Origin of the sequence: Fannyhessea vaginae DSM 15829 (genome assembly GCF_000159235.2) — a bacterium.
Taxonomy (GTDB): domain Bacteria; phylum Actinomycetota; class Coriobacteriia; order Coriobacteriales; family Atopobiaceae; genus Fannyhessea; species Fannyhessea vaginae.
In genome coordinates this window covers 882651-903059 of the sequence record NZ_ACGK02000001.1, presented here as the reverse complement: position 1 = coordinate 903059, position 20409 = coordinate 882651, and the positions used below count along the sequence as shown (strand labels likewise).

Annotated in this window: 19 protein-coding genes; 11 read left to right on the top strand and 8 right to left on the bottom strand. The window is 42.1% G+C overall.

All coding sequences use genetic code 11. The features are described 5' to 3' along the window. Positions 1–63: 63 nt before the first annotated feature. The 6 genes from HMPREF0091_RS03945 (at position 64) to HMPREF0091_RS03920 (ending at position 5427) form a co-directional block, all read left to right on the top strand. On the top strand, positions 64–510 hold the full coding sequence (locus tag HMPREF0091_RS03945) for a hypothetical protein (protein ID WP_006302973.1): 447 nt from the start codon (positions 64–66) through the stop codon (positions 508–510). A 14-nt stretch (positions 511–524) separates the two neighbouring features. Then, positions 525–1157 carry a dephospho-CoA kinase gene (gene coaE / locus HMPREF0091_RS03940; protein ID WP_006302972.1) on the top strand — a complete coding sequence of 211 codons (633 nt, stop codon included), beginning with the start codon at positions 525–527 and terminating at the stop codon, positions 1155–1157. Between the two features lie 2 nt (positions 1158–1159). Then, the gene (locus HMPREF0091_RS03935) at positions 1160–1747 is read left to right on the top strand and encodes a lytic transglycosylase domain-containing protein (protein WP_006302971.1); all 588 of its coding nucleotides are present in this window, start codon (positions 1160–1162) and stop codon (positions 1745–1747) included. 10 nt (positions 1748–1757) lie between these two features. After that, positions 1758–3986 carry an excinuclease ABC subunit UvrB gene (gene uvrB, locus HMPREF0091_RS03930; RefSeq protein ID WP_010242206.1) on the top strand — a complete coding sequence of 743 codons (2229 nt, stop codon included), beginning with the start codon at positions 1758–1760 and terminating at the stop codon, positions 3984–3986. Positions 3987–4370: 384 nt separating this feature from the next. After that, on the top strand, positions 4371–5018 hold the full coding sequence (locus HMPREF0091_RS03925) for a GntR family transcriptional regulator (RefSeq protein ID WP_006302969.1): 648 nt from the start codon (positions 4371–4373) through the stop codon (positions 5016–5018). A gap of 103 nt (positions 5019–5121) precedes the next feature. Beyond that, positions 5122–5427 carry a PTS sugar transporter subunit IIB gene (locus HMPREF0091_RS03920; RefSeq protein ID WP_010242203.1) on the top strand — a complete coding sequence of 102 codons (306 nt, stop codon included), beginning with the start codon at positions 5122–5124 and terminating at the stop codon, positions 5425–5427. 70 nt (positions 5428–5497) lie between these two features. Here HMPREF0091_RS03920 and HMPREF0091_RS03915 read toward each other — a convergent pair whose 3' ends face one another. From HMPREF0091_RS03915 to HMPREF0091_RS03905, 3 genes are all read right to left on the bottom strand, one after another. Further along, positions 5498–7255 (bottom strand): NAD(P)/FAD-dependent oxidoreductase, encoded by a 1758-nt coding sequence (locus HMPREF0091_RS03915; RefSeq protein ID WP_006302967.1) that lies wholly within the window; start codon positions 7253–7255, stop codon positions 5498–5500. Positions 7256–7257: 2 nt separating this feature from the next. After that, positions 7258–8640, bottom strand: a complete 1383-nt coding sequence (locus HMPREF0091_RS03910; RefSeq protein WP_006302966.1) for an aminoacetone oxidase family FAD-binding enzyme — start codon at positions 8638–8640, stop codon at positions 7258–7260. Between the two features lie 102 nt (positions 8641–8742). Next, complete coding sequence (locus HMPREF0091_RS03905; RefSeq protein WP_010242199.1) at positions 8743–9612, bottom strand: Mrp/NBP35 family ATP-binding protein; 870 nt, start codon at positions 9610–9612, stop codon at positions 8743–8745. Positions 9613–9882: 270 nt separating this feature from the next. Between HMPREF0091_RS03905 and rfbA the strand changes: the two genes are divergently transcribed. From rfbA to rfbB, 3 genes are read left to right on the top strand one after another with little or no spacing between them, the layout of a single operon-like run. Then, positions 9883–10785: a glucose-1-phosphate thymidylyltransferase RfbA gene (rfbA, locus tag HMPREF0091_RS03900; RefSeq protein WP_006302964.1), complete on the top strand. Its 903-nt coding sequence runs from the start codon at positions 9883–9885 to the stop codon at positions 10783–10785. Then, positions 10785–11714 (top strand): dTDP-4-dehydrorhamnose reductase, encoded by a 930-nt coding sequence (rfbD, locus tag HMPREF0091_RS03895; protein ID WP_006302963.1) that lies wholly within the window; start codon positions 10785–10787, stop codon positions 11712–11714. Before rfbA ends, rfbD begins: the two co-directional genes overlap by 1 nt. A 52-nt stretch (positions 11715–11766) precedes the next feature. After that, positions 11767–12870, top strand: a complete 1104-nt coding sequence (rfbB, locus tag HMPREF0091_RS03890) for a dTDP-glucose 4,6-dehydratase (protein ID WP_006302962.1) — start codon at positions 11767–11769, stop codon at positions 12868–12870. A 160-nt stretch (positions 12871–13030) separates the two neighbouring features. Here the strand turns inward: rfbB and HMPREF0091_RS03885 are convergent, their stop codons facing one another. The 3 genes from HMPREF0091_RS03885 to HMPREF0091_RS03875 form a co-directional block, all read right to left on the bottom strand. Further along, positions 13031–15169, bottom strand: a complete 2139-nt coding sequence (locus HMPREF0091_RS03885) for a DUF6541 family protein (protein ID WP_006302961.1) — start codon at positions 15167–15169, stop codon at positions 13031–13033. 78 nt (positions 15170–15247) lie between these two features. After that, a complete protein-coding gene (locus HMPREF0091_RS03880) occupies positions 15248–15646 on the bottom strand; it encodes a DUF2304 domain-containing protein (RefSeq protein WP_006302960.1) in 399 nt (132 codons plus the stop codon). Between the two features lie 64 nt (positions 15647–15710). Beyond that, positions 15711–16391: a glycosyltransferase family 2 protein gene (locus tag HMPREF0091_RS03875; RefSeq protein WP_010242192.1), complete on the bottom strand. Its 681-nt coding sequence runs from the start codon at positions 16389–16391 to the stop codon at positions 15711–15713. Positions 16392–16598: 207 nt separating this feature from the next. Between HMPREF0091_RS03875 and rfbC the strand changes: the two genes are divergently transcribed. Continuing rightward, positions 16599–17195, top strand: coding sequence for a dTDP-4-dehydrorhamnose 3,5-epimerase (rfbC, locus tag HMPREF0091_RS03870; RefSeq protein WP_010242189.1), 597 nt, complete (start codon positions 16599–16601; stop codon positions 17193–17195). A gap of 52 nt (positions 17196–17247) precedes the next feature. Here the strand turns inward: rfbC and HMPREF0091_RS03865 are convergent, their stop codons facing one another. Further along, positions 17248–18477, bottom strand: a complete 1230-nt coding sequence (locus tag HMPREF0091_RS03865) for a glycosyltransferase family 2 protein (RefSeq protein ID WP_006302957.1) — start codon at positions 18475–18477, stop codon at positions 17248–17250. A gap of 132 nt (positions 18478–18609) precedes the next feature. Then, on the bottom strand, positions 18610–19410 hold the full coding sequence (locus HMPREF0091_RS03860; protein ID WP_006302956.1) for a glycosyltransferase: 801 nt from the start codon (positions 19408–19410) through the stop codon (positions 18610–18612). Positions 19411–19540: 130 nt separating this feature from the next. On the opposite strand from HMPREF0091_RS03860, the gene HMPREF0091_RS03855 reads away from it, so the two are divergent. Continuing rightward, the gene (locus HMPREF0091_RS03855) at positions 19541–20407 is read left to right on the top strand and encodes a LicD family protein (protein ID WP_010242183.1); all 867 of its coding nucleotides are present in this window, start codon (positions 19541–19543) and stop codon (positions 20405–20407) included. The last annotated feature ends 2 nt before the right edge of the window (positions 20408–20409 follow it).

The following is a 20409-nucleotide window of genomic DNA, read 5'->3' as shown; positions in this document are numbered from 1 at the left end:
TTGTGCACAGGCTTTGCATACCTCTTTAAGGTTGTGCGGTCTTGCAATATATGAGGTAGGAATATGGCACGCATGCAAAATCTCAATCGTTCTACACGTAATACAGAATCATTAAGTCAACAAATTGGTGATTTTTTGCAAGGACGCAACGGATTGGATGAGCTTTCCCTGTTCTTGCTTGAGATCGCCGTTATTTTGTTCGTACTTAATACGTTTTTGTTTCACCAGTTCTTTCTTGCATGGTTAATGGTACTTCTTGTGGTTTACATCGTGTTTAGGTGCATGTCTTATAACATTTCTGCACGTCGTAAGGAATCTTATGCTGCGGTAAGTAAACTAGGAGCTTTTCGTCTGTGTATTTCTCAGCCGCTTCTTTTTGCGAAAGAAGTAAAAGATTACAAGCACCTCAGTTGCGCCCAATGTCATCAGCACATGCGTGTGCCTCGTGGAAAGGGAATTATTCGCGTAACCTGCCCTAAGTGTAATCACACGTTTGAGAGCAAATCGTAAAGGTGAAAAGCGCTTTGTCAACACCTTATATCGTATTTCTTACCGGAGGAATCGCGTCGGGTAAGTCGCTTGTGGGGCGCTATCTTGAAACACTTGGTGCTGTGCGTATTGATTTGGATGAGTTGTATCACGAAATTTTGGCCTCAGATACACTATGTCGCCAACAGCTTGTAACATCTTTTGGAGTAGAAATCCTGTCTCAGGGCGCTATAGACCGCCAAGCGCTTGCACATAAGGTATTTGGTGATCCTTATACACTGGCAGAACTTGAACGTATTACACATCCTTTTGTTTTTTGTGCACTTAAGTCGCGCATACAAGAGCTTTGTGTGTGTTCAAAGTCCTCATCGTCTCAGCGGATGATCGTAGTTGAGGTTCCGCTTATTAATAAAGTTTCGGAAGTGAGCTATTTAGCAGATGAAATACTAGCTCTTATTGCACCTTTGAAGGCACGTTTTCGCTATGCACAAGTTCGCGGGCTCTCGAGAGAACAGATGTGTGCGCGTATGCGTGCACAAGTGGGAAATTCACTGCTTTGTCATAAGAGCGATACGCTTATATTAAATGCAGGCTCGGTAACAATGCTTAAACAGCACGTTAAAGCGTGGTATCTGAGCCGTATGAAACGGATTGGTAAAGGATTGTAAATATGGGTAAGCCTCGGTTTTTTCGCTGGTTTAGAGTAATACCACTTATTTTTGTGATAGGTATATCGGCTGTTGTTCTTTTTGTTCATCTAAGCCAAGATAAACAGATTGCAAAAACGTTCTATCCAGTTCCGTATGCAAAAATTATTAAACAGGCTTCTCAAAAATATGGTGTTGATCCCTATCTTGTGTGTGCGGTTATCAAATGTGAGTCTAATTGGAATAAAGATGCTAAGTCTCAGGCAGGTGCAGTTGGGCTTATGCAGCTTTTGCCCGACACTGCTCAGCATATGGCAAACAAAGGTTTAATTTCTTCAAAAACATATCCCTACCAGGATCTTTTTAATCCTCGGAATAATATTGAGTACGGTGTGGCGTATCTTGCATATTTGCAGTCTCAGCTTTCAAGTCGAGATGAAGTTGTTGCGGCTTATAATGCAGGTCCAGGCAAAGTCCAAGAATGGAAGCACGGCAGTGATGATCCCATTCATAAAAATATAACCTATGCCGAAACCAGCATTTATCTGGCTAATGTTAATCAGACCTATGAAATTTATAAGCATCTTTACCCCGACGGTATTGATTCTTAAAGGACGCATGATGAGTGCTTACAATCATTTTGGCGCAGAACTTGTTCGATTTGGACATTCAAAACAGCAGCAACCCTTTCAAGTTGTTGCTGATTTTGCACCAAAAGGAGACCAACCTCGCGCAATTAACGCGCTTACCAAAGGCGTCATGCAGGACAAGCTGCGTTATCAAACGCTTCTTGGTGTAACGGGTTCGGGCAAAACATTTACCATGGCAAACCTTATTGAGCAAACGCAAAAAACAACGCTTATTATTGAGCCAAATAAAACGCTTGCCGCGCAAGTTGCAAGTGAAATGAAAACGCTTTTCCCTCATAATGCGGTTGTCTATTTTGTTTCGTACTACGATTACTATCAACCCGAAGCGTATATTCCGCAGACTGATACCTATATAGAAAAAGATTCGTCCATCAACGAGGAAGTCGAAAAATTACGACATCAAACAACTTCAAGTTTGCTTTCGCGCCGTGATGTAATTGTAGTCGCGTCAGTATCGTGCATTTACGGTATTGGAAGTCCACAAGATTATGCAGGTCTTGCGCCTACTATCGACAAAAATACGCCGCTTGAACGTGATGATTTTATACGAAGTCTTATTGATATTCAATATGATCGAAACGATGTTGATTTGATCCGTGGAACGTTTCGTGTACGTGGCGATTGCGTTGATGTGTTTACTCCTTATGGTGAACATCCCATTCGTGTGTCATTTTTTGGCGATGAGATAGAGATGATTGCCGAATTTGACGAGGTAACCGGAGATACGCTTTCGCAGTATGATGCGCTTCCCATTTGGCCAGCTACGCATTATGTGAGCGCGCGGCCTAAGATAAATCATGCAATTCTTACGATTAGAGATGAGCTTGAAGCGCGCGTGCAAGAGCTCAAAGCACATAATATGCTTCTTGAAGCTCAGCGTTTGCAGCAAAGGTGCAGCTACGATTTGGAAATGCTCGAAACGATGGGGTTTTGTTCGGGTATCGAAAATTATTCGCGCCATTTGGATGGCCGCAAGCCCGGTGAGGCTCCCTATACGCTTATAGATTATTTTCCTGAGGATATGCTGTGCATTATTGATGAGTCGCATGTCAGCGTTCCTCAAATTAGAGGCATGTATGAAGGTGACCGATCGCGCAAAATTACCCTTGTTGACCACGGTTTTAGGCTCCCTTGTGCTCTTGATAATCGTCCTTTGCGTTATGACGAATTTGAGCAACGTATACCGCAATTTGTTTTTGTATCGGCTACACCGGGCGATTACGAGCTGAGTGTAAGTCAAAACGTTGTAGAGCAAGTTATTCGCCCTACAGGTTTACTAGATCCTCGTGTTGAAATTCGTCCTACCCGTGGTCAAATTGACGATTTGGCCGATGAAATTCGCACGCGTGTGACAAAGCATGAACGTGTACTTGTTACTACGCTTACCAAACATATGGCAGAAGATCTTACTGAACATTTGCTTGACGAGGGCTTTAAGGTAAACTACATGCACTCTGACACCGCCACGCTCGATCGTATTGATATTATTCGTGCTTTGCGCACAGGCACGTTGGATGTTTTAGTGGGCATTAATCTTTTGCGTGAAGGTCTTGATATTCCCGAAGTTTCACTTGTAGCTATTCTTGATGCAGATAAAGAAGGGTTTCTTCGTAATAAACGTTCGCTCATTCAAACTATGGGGCGTGCAGCACGAAATGCAGCTGGTTCAGTTATTATGTATGCAGATCGTATGACTGATTCTATGCAAATTGCCGTAGACGAAACAAAACGCAGGCGCACGTTGCAAATGCGTTACAACGCTCAGCATCATATTGTTCCGCAAACTATCAAAAAATCAATGGTGGACGTTACAAGTTTTATACAAGCGGCACATGAAACGCTCGATTCCAAACAGCGTAAAGACGGCGTTTTCTATACTGCCTCAGGTACGCTTTCTGACAACAACGAAACACATCAACCTTCAAAGAGTTCAGGCGAAAATTCTGCAACTCAGCTTTGTTCGTCGCTTGAGGGTATGCCAAAAGAAGATGTCGCCAAGATTTTGGGCGCACTGCAAGACGAAATGCTTGCGGCGTCGGCTTCTATGGACTTTGAACGTGCAGCCAAGTTACGTGACCAAATTGTAGAGGTTCAAAGCGTTCTAGAAGGTTTGTCAGCTGATGATATACTTGCCCGTCTCAAAGTACAGGCTCGCTCAAAGAGTAGTTTTGGTCGCGCGCGTAGTAGGTTTAAGAAATAAGTTTTTGTGCGTTGTATACGTTCTTTGTATAACAAGTTTTGAGTAATATGTATGATTGCAGCAAAATTGCTTCGGACACCTTGTATATCTTCTAAGAACAACTCACGTATTATCATTTTTTTGTCTGCTTAAACGCGTGCGCGTGTGGTCGTCGTCTTTATAATTTTTAGGTTATTAATATGATAAAATTATGATTCACCCTATTTGATATATACTAAGTTCCCTTTGGTGTGTAAGATTCTTATGCACTATATACAAGTCGGTCTCATTACCGTGTAAATATGATTTTATTTGGGTAGTAAGTATTAAACTCCATAAGCTTAAAGCTACACGAACGCATTTCACTGAACACGATGAGAGTTAATTAGAAAGTACGGAGGAAACATGGATCAATACAGACCGCTTAATGATCATGTATACGAGTATATTATCGCGTTAATCAATGATGGAAAGATTACCGCTGGTGATCGCGTAAGTGAGCAAATGATCTGTGATGCTATGGGCGTCTCACGTACGCCTGTACGTGAAGCACTTATCAAGCTGTCTGACGATGGCTACCTAGACAACGAACTTCGCAAAGGTTTTCGTGTTCATGGATTTGATGAACAGGCTGCTGTTGAGATTTTCCAAATTATAGGACCGCTTGAAGGCCAAGCTGCCTGTCTTGCAGCACAGCATTTAACTGACAGTGATTACCAGCAGTTGCAATTTTTAATCGATTCGATGGATCTTGCAATTCGTGGGGGTCTTCTTTCGCAGTACGATCAGCTTCAGCGCAAATTTCATGAATATTTTGTATCACGTTGCGGCAATGAGCGTTTAATAAGCCTTCTTCAACAGCAAAAACGTTATTTTATTCGTCGTGAGCACGTGAGTAATCATAGCGAAAGAATGCTTGAAATTGTTCGTTCTGCTAATGAAGACCATCAGAAAATTGTTGATTTGCTTAAAGATCACAAATTGGATGAGCTCTTTACGTTTATTTGCAACGTTCATTGGAACTCATCAAAAACTAATCTTGTAACATGGTAAGGTGGTTCATCTAGTTTTTTTCAGCCACAAACACTTTGCAGAGCAGATAGAATTTATGGTATTCTATCTGCTTATCTGTCTAGAAGGTATAAGGGGGCTGTTTATGAAACCAAAAATTGTTGTTGCGTGTGGAACTGGTGTTGCTTCTTCGCAGATTGTTGCAGCCAAACTTATGCAATTTTGTAGTAAACATTCATTTGATGTTGAGATCCAGTGTGTTCCAATTAAGGATTTACCTTGTGCGCTTAAAGATGCTGTGGCTTATGTTTCTCTTGTTAAATCATCTCAATACCATGATGTGCCTGTGATTAACGGAATACCATTTTTGACCGGTAAAGGTGCGCGTGCAGAACTTGCACATCTTATGCAGATCCTTAAGGACTACATGTCTAAACTTTTAAAGGCATAATTTTCCAAACGCCCGAAGCCTTAAAGGACTAAAGACTTAAGCATTTAAGCGCCTTAAGCCAAAACAGGAATCAATCACTAAGCGTTGATGACGTGAGCAGTTGAATAAGCGCTTGTGCCGCGCGTAAGCCATCAGTTGCTGCACTCATGATCCCTCCTGCATATCCAGCTCCTTCTCCGCAAGGCATGAGTCCTTTCGTTGAAAGAGATTCAAGCGTTTCGCTCCGTGTAAGTCTAAGCGGTGAACTCGAACGCGTTTCAACTCCTGTTAAAACAGCGTCTTCACAGTTAAATCCATGTAATTTTTTGTCAAGCTCTGGCAGTGCCTCGCGCAGGGTTTGCGTAATATAGTTTGGCAGGCACAGTGTTATATCGGTCCATGTTACGCCAAGCGGATATGTAGGAGTAACGCTTCTAGCGCCGGTAGATGCTCGATGCTGTAAAAAGTCGCCTACCAATTGCGCAGGTGCTTGATACGTTTCGCCTGCAATGGTATATGCTTTTTGTTCGCATTCCTCTTGTAATTTTAATCCTGCAAGAACATCCGCGCTGTCTAAATCTTCGGGGAATACATTGGCAAGAAAGCCTGCGTTTGCGTTGGCTCCTTCGCGTGTTGAAAGGCTCATACCGTTTGTCACCACCGCGTGTTTTTCGCTTGTTGCCGCAACTACATAACCACCTGGGCACATGCAAAAGCTAAACGCGCTTCTTCTGGATCCAAGATGACAAGCTATTTTGTAATCTGCTGCTCCTAAAATTTTTGTAGCAGGATTTGATCCATACTGTGCGGCATTTATTGCCGTTTGCAAATGCTCAATCCTAACTCCCATAGCAAACGTCTTTTTTTCCATATATATGCCTGCGCGTTGCAACATGATATAGGTATCACGCGCAGAATGTCCCGTGGCAAGAATCACATGATTCGTTGCAATGTGTTCTTCGCTATGAAGAGTATCGTTTGCCGTTGAACTGAGCCATATACCTGTAACTTGTTTGTTCTTAAGTTCTAGCCGTGTCATCAAGGTAGAAAAGCGAACTTCGCCACCGAACTCTTCTATTTCTTTTACCATGTTGGTAACGATACGTGGCAAGATATCAGAGCCAATATGAGGTTTTGCATCCCATAGTATGTGCTCAGGCGCACCCATACGAACAAACGTTTCTAGGATAAGCTTATGCAACGGGCTTTTTGTACCAGTTCCTAGTTTGCCATCAGAAAACGTTCCTGCACCGCCTATGCCAAACTGAATATTGCTGTTGGCATTAAGTTTCTTGTGAGCTATAAAGTCTTGTATTGAATGCATGCGTGCGGAGGCCGATTCTCCGCGCTCGATAAGCAGCGGCTTTAATCCTGCGTGTGCAAGATACAGTGCAGCAAAGAGTCCAGCGCATCCGGCTCCCACCACAACAATTGGAGAGGTGAGGGAAAGATTGCACGAAGCTGGAAATTGTGGTGCGGGTTTTGCTTCGCAATATGTTACTCGTGCATAAGATACTTTCTCATGGTGGAGACCTTTACGAGCGCCTTTCTTATTGCCGCGGGTACTGTGCGCCGTGCCCTTTGCATCCGTTTGATTTTTGTTGTAGGTATCAATGAGTTGTTGTTCATAGGCTGCTCCTTGTTTTAGAGCGATCCGAACATGATACAGCATGGTAAGAGCACCCTTATGACGCGCATCAAGTGATTTTCGGATAATGAGGCAGTTGTCTATTTCATGATCAGAAATGCCAAACATAGCGCAAAGTTGTTGAATGACCCAGCGTTTTTCATCGGCATGCCAACGCTTATATGTTTGTAAACTGCAGGTAAGTGAAGATACATCAATCATGTTTATTTATCCTTAAGAGTTTTGTATGACGCGCATATGCTTTGAGCAGCCGTTATGCCAGACTTCCATGCCCACGAGAGATTATACCCACCACACATGCCGTCTATGTCAAGCGCTTCTCCTATAACGTATAAGCCGGGGATATGATGAGCCTCCAACGTGTGAGGATTTATATCAGTACTAGAAATACCACCTCGATGTACCTGTGCTGACATAGTTTGAGTAGTTGAAATAAACCTAAGTTTATAGCTTTGTATAGTTAAGCGTAAAGCCTCTGCATATGTGTTTAGATCGGTAGAATTTTGAGTCTTTTGGTTGAGGTTTATAAAGCTTGTTTTTGCAAAAAACTGAGCAAGTTCGGGCGCAAATATGCCACTAAGCGCACAAGCTAGATCGCGCTCAGTATACGTCTTTTGCACTACAGCTACAGACATATGCACGTTATGCACGCGCTCTTTGTAGGATAAAAGCGCGTTATAGATAAGCTCGTAAGCCTGTGATGTTGTATATTCAGGCAAAAAGTTAACAATTATACGATCTTGTGGACGTGCGAATCGCGATGCATTAAAACTTACGATACCCGATATGCCATAGTCACGTATGAGAAGCTCGCCTGCTTCTTGCCAAATTACCTTATCTGCGCGTTCAAGAGATAATTTTGCTTGCGCGCGTAATCCAGTTAACACGAAAAGTGGATCATCCGCGCAAAGCAAAGGACATAACAGGGGAGTAAAGTCTGTTGTTGATAGTAGAGATGGAAGGTTTGGCAGATTGTTTTTTCCGCCGCATGCAATCACAACACTTTGTGCAAGAATCGTTTTGCGTATACGATCGTGAGTTGCACGTTGCATTGTTTGCAAATCCCATAAGTTCTCATAGCTAATTTTAAAACCCGTATCTCGTTGATCAATACGAGTAACTGTACATCCGCATATATGAGTGTGCTTATAGGATTCTAGGGTACTTCGCAACACCGAGGTCACCGACGAAGCTTGCAACGAATGAGGATAAAGTCGGTCTTCTTTTGAACACCATAAGAGGCCGCATCGCTTAAAGAACGCATAAATATCTTGAAGTGCGTCAGATCCAAAGGATTGCTCAACAAAATGTGGATTGTTATAGCCTAAGGGATTAAGACTCGTTGTTGAGAAATTACATGCACCATTACCAGTAGGAAGAATGGAAGTTCCCAGTTCTAGATTTTGTTCGATAATGCAAGGGGAGATACCATGTTCAGCCAAGATAATGGCGCACGCTAAACCAGCGGCACCTCCTCCTACGATTACAACATCTGCGCTACGAGGAGCCGTGACTTTATAAGCCTGTTGGATGAGTTGCGCCGTCCGCGCGCGTCGTGAAGGTTTTTTCCAAGTGGTATGTTTCATACGTAGTATCCTAAAATCACAGCAGCCCACATGTTTGCAGACCGAAAGTTGTGCTTTTATATAGCTCCGCATCGGTTAATAGGAGCAATAGTAGCTATGCACTTAGTTTTGTTGTGCTTCAAGATCAGTTAACACCTTAAGTGTCTTTGGTATAAGGCCTGTTTGTAGGGTAGTTTCTAGTAATCCTGTATCACAACTTTGAGCTATGTAGGGCATGATTTCTACCTGATCAAGTGCGCAAACATTAAAGTGTTGTGACGTATCTAACAAATGCGACTCGCCATAGGGATAGATTGTTTTGTCGCAGTCGGGGCACTTTATAAATGACATGTTTTCAACAATGCCCAAGATATCAACTTGCATCATCTTTGCCATTTTTAGAGCTTTTCCAACAACCATTTGTACCAAATCTTGCGGCGAGGACACAATAATTACGCCGTCTATAGGCATCGACTGAAAAACCGTTATGGCAACATCGCCCGTTCCAGGAGGCATATCAATAAGCAAATAATCAAGGTTGCCCCAAAGAGTATCCTCAAAAAACTGCTTGAGCGCGCCCATAAGCATGGGTCCACGCCATAGGACAGGATCAGTTTCGTGTTCAACAACTAAATTGGTGCTCATGATTTTTATGTCTTGTGACGAGCGAGCAGGGATAATTTTGTCGTCTTTTCCATAGGCATGCTGTCCAGAAAGCCCAAACATCTTTGGGATAGATGGACCTGTAATGTCTGCATCCAATATGCCTACGTTAAATCCTTGACGTTTAAGCTCAATTGCAGATGCTCCACAGATGAGTGACTTACCAACGCCGCCTTTGCCCGATATAACGCCAATAATATGCTTTACATGGGCATGTTCGGTAAGTTCAAAGAGTTGAGGTGATCTTAGCTGTTGTTCGTGAGCACGCCCGTGACCTAAGGTTTGCGCTACCTCGCGCCTGAGCGCCTCTTTATCAATATCGACTGCCACAAATACTCCTTTTATTGCATGTATGAGCATGCTGTGTTGTGTGGTAAGTTATCTTGCATTAAAAATATACCCTACTTGAACATAATTTTTTAGGCAAAGCGATCGATTCAATAGTATTACCATGCACATCTCTTTGCGTGTGCGTACAAAATTGTTACTGAAGTCAATGGTATCTATGTTGCAACTGTTGTGATTTTTACGTTCATGCATGTTCATGTTAGACTTAATACATTGAGATAACTTAAGAGAACACTTCTGTAAGGGGTTCATGTGAAAGGTATCATTTTAGCAGGTGGTTCAGGTACAAGACTTTATCCGCTTACCACCGTTACTAGCAAACAGCTTTTGCCTGTATATGATAAACCAATGGTGTATTACCCGTTGTCAACCCTTATGCTTGCAGGTATTCGAGATATCATGATTATCTCAACGCCTCATGATCTACCTAATTTCAAACGCCTGTTAGGTACAGGAGATGATTTTGGTATATCTCTTTCGTATGCTGTACAACCAAGTCCAGACGGGCTTGCCCAAGCTTTTATTATAGGCAAAGATTTTGTTGGGACAGATGCATGTGCATTAGTGTTGGGCGATAATATTTTTTATGGTAACGGCCTTGCGCTTCGTATGCGCAAAGCTTCTGCGCGTGCGCAACAAGGTCGTGCAACGGTATTTGGCTATCGAGTTGATGACCCCGAGCGTTTTGGGGTGGTTGAATTTGACAAGCATTTTAACGCGGTGTCTATTGAAGAAAAGCCTTTGGTGCCTAAAAGCAATTATGCAGTTACGGGGCTTTATTTTTATGATAATCGCGTAGTTGATTTTGCGTCAAAAGTTACACCATCCGCCCGTGGCGAGTATGAAATCACCGATCTTAATCGTATGTACCTAGATGATGGCAGTTTAGATGTTGTTACTTTGGGTCGTGGTTTTGCCTGGCTCGATACGGGAACCATGGAATCGTTGTTTGAAGCATCGCAATTTGTACGTACGGTTGAACAAGCTCAGGATTTACCTGTGAGTGTTCCCGAAGAAATTGCATACGAGAATGGATGGATCACCCAAGAACAGCTGTTATGCTGTGCTGATCGTTACGGAAAAAGCGATTATGGTCGGCATCTTAAAGCTGTTGCCGAAGGTAAAATCATACCAAGTGAAAAGGATTTTGAGTAATGAAACCACTTCATATTCTTATTACGGGTTCACATGGCCAGCTTGGCTGTGAATTGCAACGCCTTTTGAGCACCTTACAAGCCGAAATAGGGCCAGTGCCTTCTGAATATGCTAACGCACATGTTGATTACGCCGATCTTGAAGATCTAGACATTTCTGATTATGAAGCTGTGCGTGCCTATATTGCTGACAGAGATCCTTATGATTTGGTTATTAACGGTGCCGCTATGACCAACGTTGACGGATGTGAGCAACACGAGGCAGCGGCCTTTAGTGCCAATGCACAAGGACCTCTCAATCTTGCACGAATATGTGCAGAACAAGGCGCAAAACTCGTTCAAGTTTCTACCGATTATGTTTTTAGCGGAACCGAGGCACGTCCTCGCACCGAAGATGATTATCCATGTCCAATAAGTGCATACGGTCGTACTAAGCTTGCTGGCGAAGCTTTAGTTTTGGCGCAAAATCCAAAATCATTTGTTGTTCGAACTGCTTGGCTTTATGGATATGTCGGCAAGAATTTTGTGCAAACCATGATTGGGCTTGGTAAAACCCATGACCAGATTTCTGTTGTTTGTGATCAGATGGGAAATCCAACTTCTGCAAATGATTTGGCATACGAGATTTTGCGTATTGCTCAAACTCAGTCCTATGGAATTTATCATGTGACTAATGAAGGAACTTGTTCATGGTTCGATTTTGCTTCGGCAATTATGAAGCACGCGCAGCTTGCGTGTAAGGTTGTTGCATGTACCTCTCAAGAGTATAAGCGCATGAATCCTCAAGCGGCGCAGCGTCCTTGCTATTCAAGCTTAGAAAATGCACATCTTGCACAAACCATAGGCAACGAAATGCGCCCTTGGTCAGATGCGCTGGCAAGCTATTTTGAACATATCGAATATGTACAGAGCTCTTTGAACGCGCACTAACTATTGTCAGCATGTGTTTACATGCAACCTCGCAAACGTGAAAGGAACAATCATGAAAACATATCTGGTTACCGGCGGTGCAGGCTTTATTGGCTCTAATTTTATCCTTTATATGCTGCGTAACTATACCGATATTCGCATCGTTAACATGGACTGCCTTACCTATGCAGGAAATCTTGAAAACCTGCGTTCCATAGAAGATGATTCGCGGTATTCCTTTGAGCGTGTGGACATTCGTAATGCTGATGAGGTTTCACGCGTGCTGCGTACCTATAAACCTAACTATGTGGTAAATTTTGCAGCTGAGTCCCACGTAGATCGCTCCATTGAGACTCCTCAGATTTTTGTCGAAACAAATGTTTTAGGCTGCGTTACCCTTCTTAACTGTTGTAAGAAGCTTTGGCTTGATGATAAAGGAAGTTTTGGTGATCATCGCTTTTTACAAGTTTCAACTGACGAAGTTTACGGTGCGCTTGCAATTCCAGATCAGGTAAATCCAAACGGGAGTCCTAAAGATCCTGCACATACTACCTATTTTCATGAAGATACACCATTGTGTGGTCATAGCCCGTATTCTGCTTCAAAAGCATCTGCAGACATGCTCACGCGCGCTTATTGGGATACGTATAAGTTTCCCGCACTTGTGACGCGCTGTTCAAATAATTACGGACCATATCAGTTTCCAGAAAAATTGATTCCGCTTATGATTCATAATGCGCTTCACCATAAAGAATTGCCGGTCTATGGAGATGGTCTTAATGTGCGCGATTGGCTGTATGTAGATGATCATTGCAAGGCAATTGATATGGTGCTACAACGCGGACGGTTGGGCAATGCCTATAACGTTGGCGGTCATAATGAGCGCTCAAATATCTACATTGTAAAAACCATTGTTGAGCACGTCCGTAACGTCACAGGAGACCGTGCAATCACAGAAGATTTAATCCGCTACGTTGGGGATAGAAAAGGTCATGATAGGCGTTATGGTATTGAGCCTACCAAGATTAAAGATGAACTTGGTTGGTACCCAGAAACAACGTATGAAGACGGTATTATTAAAACCATTGATTGGTATTTATCGCATCAGGCATGGACCGAGCATGTCTGCTCAGGTGCGTATCAAAGCTACTACAAAAAGATGTATGAAAATCGCTAAGTCGACAGGCTATTAAATACGTATGTATACTGCTCTCGTTCTTTGAATAAAGGACGAGAGCAGTATTTTTTTTGGTTCATTATGCTTTTAGTCTTTATGAGGAGGTATTCATTTTTTTTACTTTGCCAGATATAAAAGGAGACGATAGTGTCTTTTTGAGTTATTGTGCAATTGTCGCTGAATCGTCTATCTCATATAAACGCATGGTACCTTCGGCCAGTACACACTTAAAGCCAGGAGTTGTATCGTTTATAGAATTTATGCCTGCAAACTGTTGAGGTATATACTGGCATCCAAACGAAATTTGTCCAGGCTTGTTAAGCTTCATAACGTAGCGAACTCCTGTTTCTTGAAGTGCCTGTCTTAACTCTGCGCTCCTTGTCCAGTTTATAATATTTGTGCGCAAACATTGCGTATGATGGAGCTCATCTCCATACCATATATATGGATGACGATATACAATTTTAAGATCAAAAAGCCCGTATCCTAGCAATGAGCCGTCATAGGGATTATTGAGTATCGTAGTATTTGTTCCAACAAGATCGCGAACTTTCAGCATGAACGCTCTCTCTTCTTGGCTTAAATCATCGTTGTGTGTGTAAAAGGCTCTGATTTGATTACGATATTCAAAAGGCTCAGTTTGATTATAGTTTTTACTTGGGTTTTTAAGAAAAAAGAAGCATAGGACCGAGAGTGCAAGGACAGCTGCTGCACAAAGCGTATGAAGACTTTTAGCGCGGCTGATCTTTTGTGTGAGTTTAGAAGTTTGCATGAACTTGTATGCTTTATCAATAATGGTATCTAGACCTTGAGCAGCAAGCATGATAGCAATCAAACTTGCACATGAGCCCGTACGTGCAAAATCGGTATACCAAAATCCCGATAGAAATCTTTTTACGATCGAATCAAATTGTTGTATATAAAATGTGGTAAGTACAAAATAGAAAAATGGGAAAAGCAAAAACGAGGTTTTTGTCCGTTTTACAGTCGCATAGATGCCTACTGCTACAAGTACAGGTAGGAGTGGCTGTGGGATAATATATACATAAATACGACCATTCGCAAAGTTGAGAAATAAAGTATCTCTGATTGCTGTCAGCATGTCTTTTTCTGCATACCAGTTATACCCTCGTAAGTATCCATCTTTAACAATAAGGAAAAAGAAAACTACCCATATAGCAACACATAAACACACGAACACAAAGCTGACGACCTTTGGTGATATTCTTTTGCCAAACCAGTTTATGCAATGAGAGTCGAGATGATATAGGTACCATGCAGTCCAAGGCCATAGGATAATTGCGGCCGTAAAAATTCCTGATGTATGTGTGAAAGCCATCGTATAAGATGACAATATAAACAATAAAATCAAAAGTACTTTTTGAGATGATTTCCAACCTTTTACCAAATAAAACCAACTGCAACATAAGGCAGGTATCATACACTGAGCAAAGTCAAAGGGTAAAATTGGTCCGTAGATTAAAGCAAACCAAACAAATGAGAAAAAGAATGGAGATATGGTGGCAGTTGCAATGAGAACAAAGCGACGATTTGGGATGATACATTTCATAAATCCTAAAATGCCCAGAGGAAAAATGAAGGTAATACACAGTAAATTAAGCGCATGAACAGCTATTGAAATTGGTGTATTTGTGCCTTGAGATATACACGCTGCCAAGATATGCCAAATGGATGGATACATGGTTCTAGTAACAACGTCAAAAGGCGCAAGGTTTGCTTCTGTGGGTAAATACATACTGGTATTAAATGAGGAAAAAATCCCCGTTTTAATCATGGTGCGCGGTGAGGAGACATGCCACATAATATCCCACAGCGTACCAATTTGATTGGGGTCTCCTAGAGGTTGTGCATAGCAAGCCCAGCCAACAAGCACTGCAAAAACTACCGCAAATAATGCGATGCGCCAGTCAATAGGAGCAAGTGTTGAGTACGTCTTTGGAGTGCTGCCTGCGTCCTTTGGATTGCGGACGCATATTTGCCGTATAACTTCTTTACCTATCGTTTTAAGCGACTCGCCACTGGTGTGTACGAGATAGGCTGTATATATGACAAGAATCATACAAGAACTAAGAAGCGCAAGTGTTACTAAACGTGATGTGGTAAGCGTTATTCCTAAGCGATAGGCTACTTCACCAATTATAGATATAAGCGCTGCGCTTAAAAGAGGAGCAAAGATCAGTCTCCATACCTTTGAAATAGGCAGAGTTGTACCGAGTGTGTACCCAGGTATAACGAGAAGTAAAAGTCCGTAGAGATATGCAATAAGAAGTGATGTCATCGGCTCATTCCTTGTAATAGATCTCGCCAAAAGTTTGACGCTTGCAATAATTTGATACGTTTAAATTGGTACTACGTATTAAATGCGTGTGTTCTTAAATGGCTCAACAATTTCTTCAAAGGGGAGTTTCTTTTCGTTGTCTTCGCGTGTTTTCTTTTGCGCAAGTGCCATTTCTTGCGCGAGCTGATTAAGTCTAAATTTAAGGCGAGAAATTTCGACAGATGAGGTAAAGACCTTGATAAGCAAGATACCCACTACACATAAAAAGACAAAATTACTGGTAGAAACAAAACCTAATATGCGTGCAAAAAAGATCATTACAGCAGGTACCAAAGCTATAATAACTACAATTCCCACGAACGATACCCAAAAAAGTGAGTCTTCTATCTGTATGCGTGACTTTTTAATGCTTCGTAAAACAACAGCCATAAGTCCTACAGCACCTATGATCAACAATATACGTAAGATAATTGACATATAGTTCTCCCTTATACAATAAGTGTATGTACCACTTCATGCATATTTTTGCTTAAGTTTTAGGTTATCTAAACCACTGAAATAAAACGATAGACATGCAGGTACGACTCATGTATGAAATGATATGACCAATATCAAAGTAGCTTTGGCCGCCTTGTCGTTCGCGCATTTTTACGGGCACTTCCTTAATGGTATAACCGTGTCGCGCAAAATATGCCAATGCGTCGGGCTCTGGTGCTAAGTCAAAAGCTTGAGCGTAGGTGCGTATAAGCTTTTTGTTGTACATACGCATCCCCGATGTTGGATCCTGAATTGATATGTGAGCTATAAGATGAATAAGCGCCGAAATAAGGCGCGATCCAAGTCCGCGCGCGCCCGTGGGTTTATCAACTCCGGTACGCGAACCAATGACAATGTCGGCATCTTGAGCGCACATGCATTCGTACATACTCATAATATAGTCGGGCATATGTTGTCCATCTGCATCAAATTGAACAACAGCATCATAGTTATGCCGATAGGCATATTTCATACCTGTTTGAAAACCTGCAGTAAGCCCGCAGTTAATGGGGAGAGACAAGTAATTAAACTTGTTCTGCTCGCAGATAAGTGCGGTTGCATCTTTTGAGCCATCGTTTACAACGAGATAATCTATTTGAGGACAACTGGCCGTTAATTCCCGAATAGTTCGCTCTATACAGGCGGCTTCATTGTAAGCAGGAACAACTGCTAATATTTTTGACATAAAACTCCTCATAAGTGTTTTTACATGCATGAGTATACACTATTTACGCACGTGTAATTTGCCGTGTATGCTCATCTATTATGAATTTATGAAGAAACGCCAAGTAGGTTTATCGCATTTTCTATGGGTTACAATAAAGGAGTTTCGTGAGCGCACCAGAGGTAAATGCCTCTGCGCTCATACATCGGGTTATATCAAGGAGTTACTATGGAATCACCATGCATTGAACAGGGAAATTTTGTCTTTCATCGCAGTAAAGTTGATGGACTTTTCATTATCAATACAAAGATATTTGGCGATGAGCGTGGCTTCTTTATGGAAACGTATAAAGAACCCGACTTTATACAAGCAGGTATTACTACCAAGTTTGTTCAGGACAATCACTCAAAATCTTGCCGTGGTGTTTTGCGCGGCCTCCATTTTCAAATTCATCATCCGCAATCAAAGCTTGTTCGCGTGGTAAAAGGCCGCGTCTTTGATGTAGCGGTCGATTTAAGAAAAGACTCTGCTACCTATGGCCAATGGGAAGGCGTTATTCTTTCTGAAGACAATCATACGCAATTTTTTATACCTCAAGGATTTGCCCATGGTTTTTTGGTTTTGAGCGATGAGGCCGAATTTTGTTATAAGTGTGACGACATCTATCACCCAGGTGATGAGGGTGGTATTATGTGGAATGACCCTGATATTGCCATTGAGTGGCCTGCTTTATCAGGCGATACAGCGTTTGATCCATCAGAGCTTATTTTGTCCGAAAAAGATAAAACGCATCCTTTCTTAAGAGATAGTAAAGTTTCGTTTTAGAAACGTGTGCGCACTACCTTGTGTTTTGCTGCATTTTTAAGACCTATTCGGACTATAATCCAAATAGTTTCTTTATATGAAGAACTCGTACTGCATTGCTTATACCAGGGCGATCGATAACGCGTGCCACTGCTTTTCCAATACGCATAGGACGGCATGTTTCATAGGCATGTTTTATATCCAAGCGTTGTTGCGAGTTTTGCGTTTGTGTGCGCATAACTTCGGCACGCTCCAGCGAAAAGTAGAGGAATAAAAGCTCCTCGGTGGATGAATGCAAAATGGCATAACATCTATCCCAGCGGTCGGGATTTATTGCGGTGCTTCTACTGCTTTGCAAAAATCCTAAACGCGCGAGTCCATTTTCGTCTCGCATGGTATGAACAATTTGCATAAAACCTTCGTACGAACGCGCACGCTGAAGATTCATTGCAACGCCTTCTTGTACCCAGTTTACAAACGAATCTCTATAGAGTGTCCATGTGCCTTGCTTTTCTAATGAATCTTTAAGCTCGCAAAATGCTTCATAAAAATCTAAGGGATACGAATCGCTAGTAAACAGCGCACTCGCGGTGTTATTAACGCGATATTGGTGAAGTTCTTCGTCAAGAAGCGCAATGCGATCCGCCTCGGCAAGCGCTCTGCAAACAAAGAGAAGGTCCGCAGTTCTATGTACAGGCTGAAACACAAGATGTCGTGCGTCAACAAAACTTTTTCTGAATAATTTGTTATGGACCCAATTTTGAAAGGAATTAAAGATACGCTCTGGATGCTCGCGTGGCGAAAATACGCCGCTCATCCCATCTAATACAATACGATCAATGCCGGTTTTTCCAACTAACTCGCTCACTCCTTTAGGTGCTTGGAGCCAATCGGTAACAAACGACCAGTAAAACGAGCGCAGCTCTCCTGTTTGATTATCAAGTTCACGCGTTTTAAAAATAACCATATCGGCGCGTGTAGCCTCACCTTGAGCGACCGCTTTTTCAATGAGAGTAGGTTCCATAAGATCATCGCTGTCAAGAAAATAAAGCCAGCGACCGTGAGCCTGCGTTCGACCATATTCGCGAGCAGGTCCTTCACCTGCATTTTGTTGTGTGAAGACCTTAATACGGGTGTCTAGTTCCGCTTTTTTGTGTAAAATAGACAGCGTGTCATCGGTAGAACCGTCATCAACGCAGATAATTTCGAGGTCTTGTTCTGTTTGTTTGCACGCCGAGTCAATGGTTTGAGAAATATAGAGACTTGCGTTATAGCATGGGATTATGATAGATGCAACGGGCATGTGCAAACCTCCAATTGAAATAAGAGTTTTTGATTCTCATCTTATATTCTTCCGAACCCAGATTTAGGTTGTAGACTCCAAAAATTAATACGTATGACATATAATTCGATTGGCAAAGACAACAATATAGCACTACGAGTTTTTGTTACTTTGTTGTCCTCGTGCATACAGTTTGTTGATGGCGCGTGCAATGCAGGTTGGCCAAAAACGTTTGAGCATGCTTAAGTCCTCTTGTTCGCGTTTATTATTTTCAATTAAACGAGATGTTTCTGAGCCCTCATGGATTCGATGACACATAAGTGGCTTTGGATTATAAACAAACGTGCCTTGTTTTCTACTTAAAAACTCCCATGTTTGCCAGTCAAGATTGGATCCATAGCTCGTTTCAAAAAGAGGACGTGTAAATTTATGCATAACATAGGTGACAGCAGGACAACAAATAGGGTTGCCAAAAGCTAAAATTAAGCGTTTTATGAGTTTGAGGTGAGCTAAAGGACGTAATTGAAGCGGCATAAGCATGAGGCGTTTAATTCCCAACAGACGATTGTCACAAACTTCTGTAGTTCCGCGCAGCTCTGCGTATCCCGAAAAATACAGCAGTGGATCTGTGACCGCATTTATATGTGCAAGCATTTCTTCTACATAACGGGGTTTATATACGTCGTCTTGGTGTGCAATTGTTACAAGCTGTGTGGTTGCACGTGATAACGCAAAATTCCAGTCGCCACCTATGCCATGAGAATCGGTGGTATTAATATAAAAGGGTATGTCATATTGTGAACAAAGATGTTCTATAGTGTGCGATGGCGTGGAGGTAACTAAAAGCACACGACTTGTTACACTTTGGTTTTTAAGTGAGCGCATGCAATCTTCTAGATAGGGGCTATCTTTATAAGCGCAAATTACAAAACAATGGTCGTTAGATGTATACACAGTATTCCTTTGGTTGCTTTTATGCTTTGTAGAAACTTACCTAGTATAATAACAATTGAAAGTATAAAATGAACAAAAAAACTTATGTACATACATAACTATTACAGGTTATTACAGAAGTGGAAGTATGATGTCGTATAAACAATATGAACCTCATGAATTAAGACAACTTCAGCTCATTTCAACGATGATTTTGGGTGAATTTGATAGGATTTGTCAAAAGCTGAACATTGATTATTATGTGTATGGTGGTACCGCAATTGGTACGGTTCGCCATAAAGGTTTTGTTCCTTGGGATGACGATGTTGATATTGCCCTTTTTAGAGATGACTACGAACGCTTTATGCGCGAGGCTCCACAAGAAATGGGGGAAGCCTATGAGCTTGTCAGCGGAAGAACAGATCCGTTTTTCCCTGCTTGTAATGCTAATTTTTCACTCAAGAATACGTTTTGCGTTCCAGAGGAATTTGCACATTGTCCTTTTCAATATCCTATCGGTATTGGACTGTTTGCAATGGATAAACCCTCGAATGATCCGCGTACGTTAGAGCGTCAAAGACGTATGACATGGTTTTTTGCACGTCTCGCTTTTTTGCGCGCTACGCCCGCACCTCATGTTCAGCTTTCTCAGCCGCTTAAAGGTTTAGTGTTGGTCGTGTGCTATCTGGCTCATTGGGCAATGAAAATTTTTCATGTTTCGCCTCGCTGGATTCATGCACGTTGGGAGCATTATGCTCGTCTGGCAGAACATGAACAAGGCGAAACCTACGTTGATTTTATGGACAGAGATCCTCATGCATGGGCGGTAACGCGTGCGGAGGCTTATCCGGCTATCCGTGCTCCCTTTGAAACTATTACGGTTAATCTGCCTAAAGCTTACGATGTTATGCTCAGACGTGGATTTGGCGATTATATGCAATTACCGCCCGAAAATGATCGAAAAAATCATTATCCGTCTCGTTTAGACTTTGGACCGTATAAAGACATTAAGGAATAACG

Excerpts from the sequence above, each read along its gene's own strand:
- rfbD (WP_006302963.1), top strand. The coding sequence starts at position 10,785 with ATGAAACCACTTCATATTCTTATTACGGGTTCACATGGCCAGCTTGGC.
- HMPREF0091_RS03880 (WP_006302960.1), bottom strand. The coding sequence starts at position 15,646 with ATGTCAATTATCTTACGTATATTGTTGATCATAGGTGCTGTAGGACTT.
- rfbB (WP_006302962.1), top strand. The coding sequence starts at position 11,767 with ATGAAAACATATCTGGTTACCGGCGGTGCAGGCTTTATTGGCTCTAAT.
- HMPREF0091_RS03935 (WP_006302971.1), top strand. The coding sequence starts at position 1,160 with ATGGGTAAGCCTCGGTTTTTTCGCTGGTTTAGAGTAATACCACTTATT.
- HMPREF0091_RS03885 (WP_006302961.1), bottom strand. The coding sequence starts at position 15,169 with ATGACATCACTTCTTATTGCATATCTCTACGGACTTTTACTTCTCGTT.
- HMPREF0091_RS03945 (WP_006302973.1), top strand. The coding sequence starts at position 64 with ATGGCACGCATGCAAAATCTCAATCGTTCTACACGTAATACAGAATCA.
- rfbC (WP_010242189.1), top strand. The coding sequence starts at position 16,599 with ATGGAATCACCATGCATTGAACAGGGAAATTTTGTCTTTCATCGCAGT.
- HMPREF0091_RS03855 (WP_010242183.1), top strand. The coding sequence starts at position 19,541 with ATGTCGTATAAACAATATGAACCTCATGAATTAAGACAACTTCAGCTC.
- uvrB (WP_010242206.1), top strand. The coding sequence starts at position 1,758 with ATGAGTGCTTACAATCATTTTGGCGCAGAACTTGTTCGATTTGGACAT.
- HMPREF0091_RS03865 (WP_006302957.1), bottom strand. The coding sequence starts at position 18,477 with ATGCCCGTTGCATCTATCATAATCCCATGCTATAACGCAAGTCTCTAT.
- HMPREF0091_RS03920 (WP_010242203.1), top strand. The coding sequence starts at position 5,122 with ATGAAACCAAAAATTGTTGTTGCGTGTGGAACTGGTGTTGCTTCTTCG.
- HMPREF0091_RS03925 (WP_006302969.1), top strand. The coding sequence starts at position 4,371 with ATGGATCAATACAGACCGCTTAATGATCATGTATACGAGTATATTATC.
- HMPREF0091_RS03910 (WP_006302966.1), bottom strand. The coding sequence starts at position 8,640 with ATGAAACATACCACTTGGAAAAAACCTTCACGACGCGCGCGGACGGCG.
- HMPREF0091_RS03875 (WP_010242192.1), bottom strand. The coding sequence starts at position 16,391 with ATGTCAAAAATATTAGCAGTTGTTCCTGCTTACAATGAAGCCGCCTGT.
- HMPREF0091_RS03915 (WP_006302967.1), bottom strand. The coding sequence starts at position 7,255 with ATGATTGATGTATCTTCACTTACCTGCAGTTTACAAACATATAAGCGT.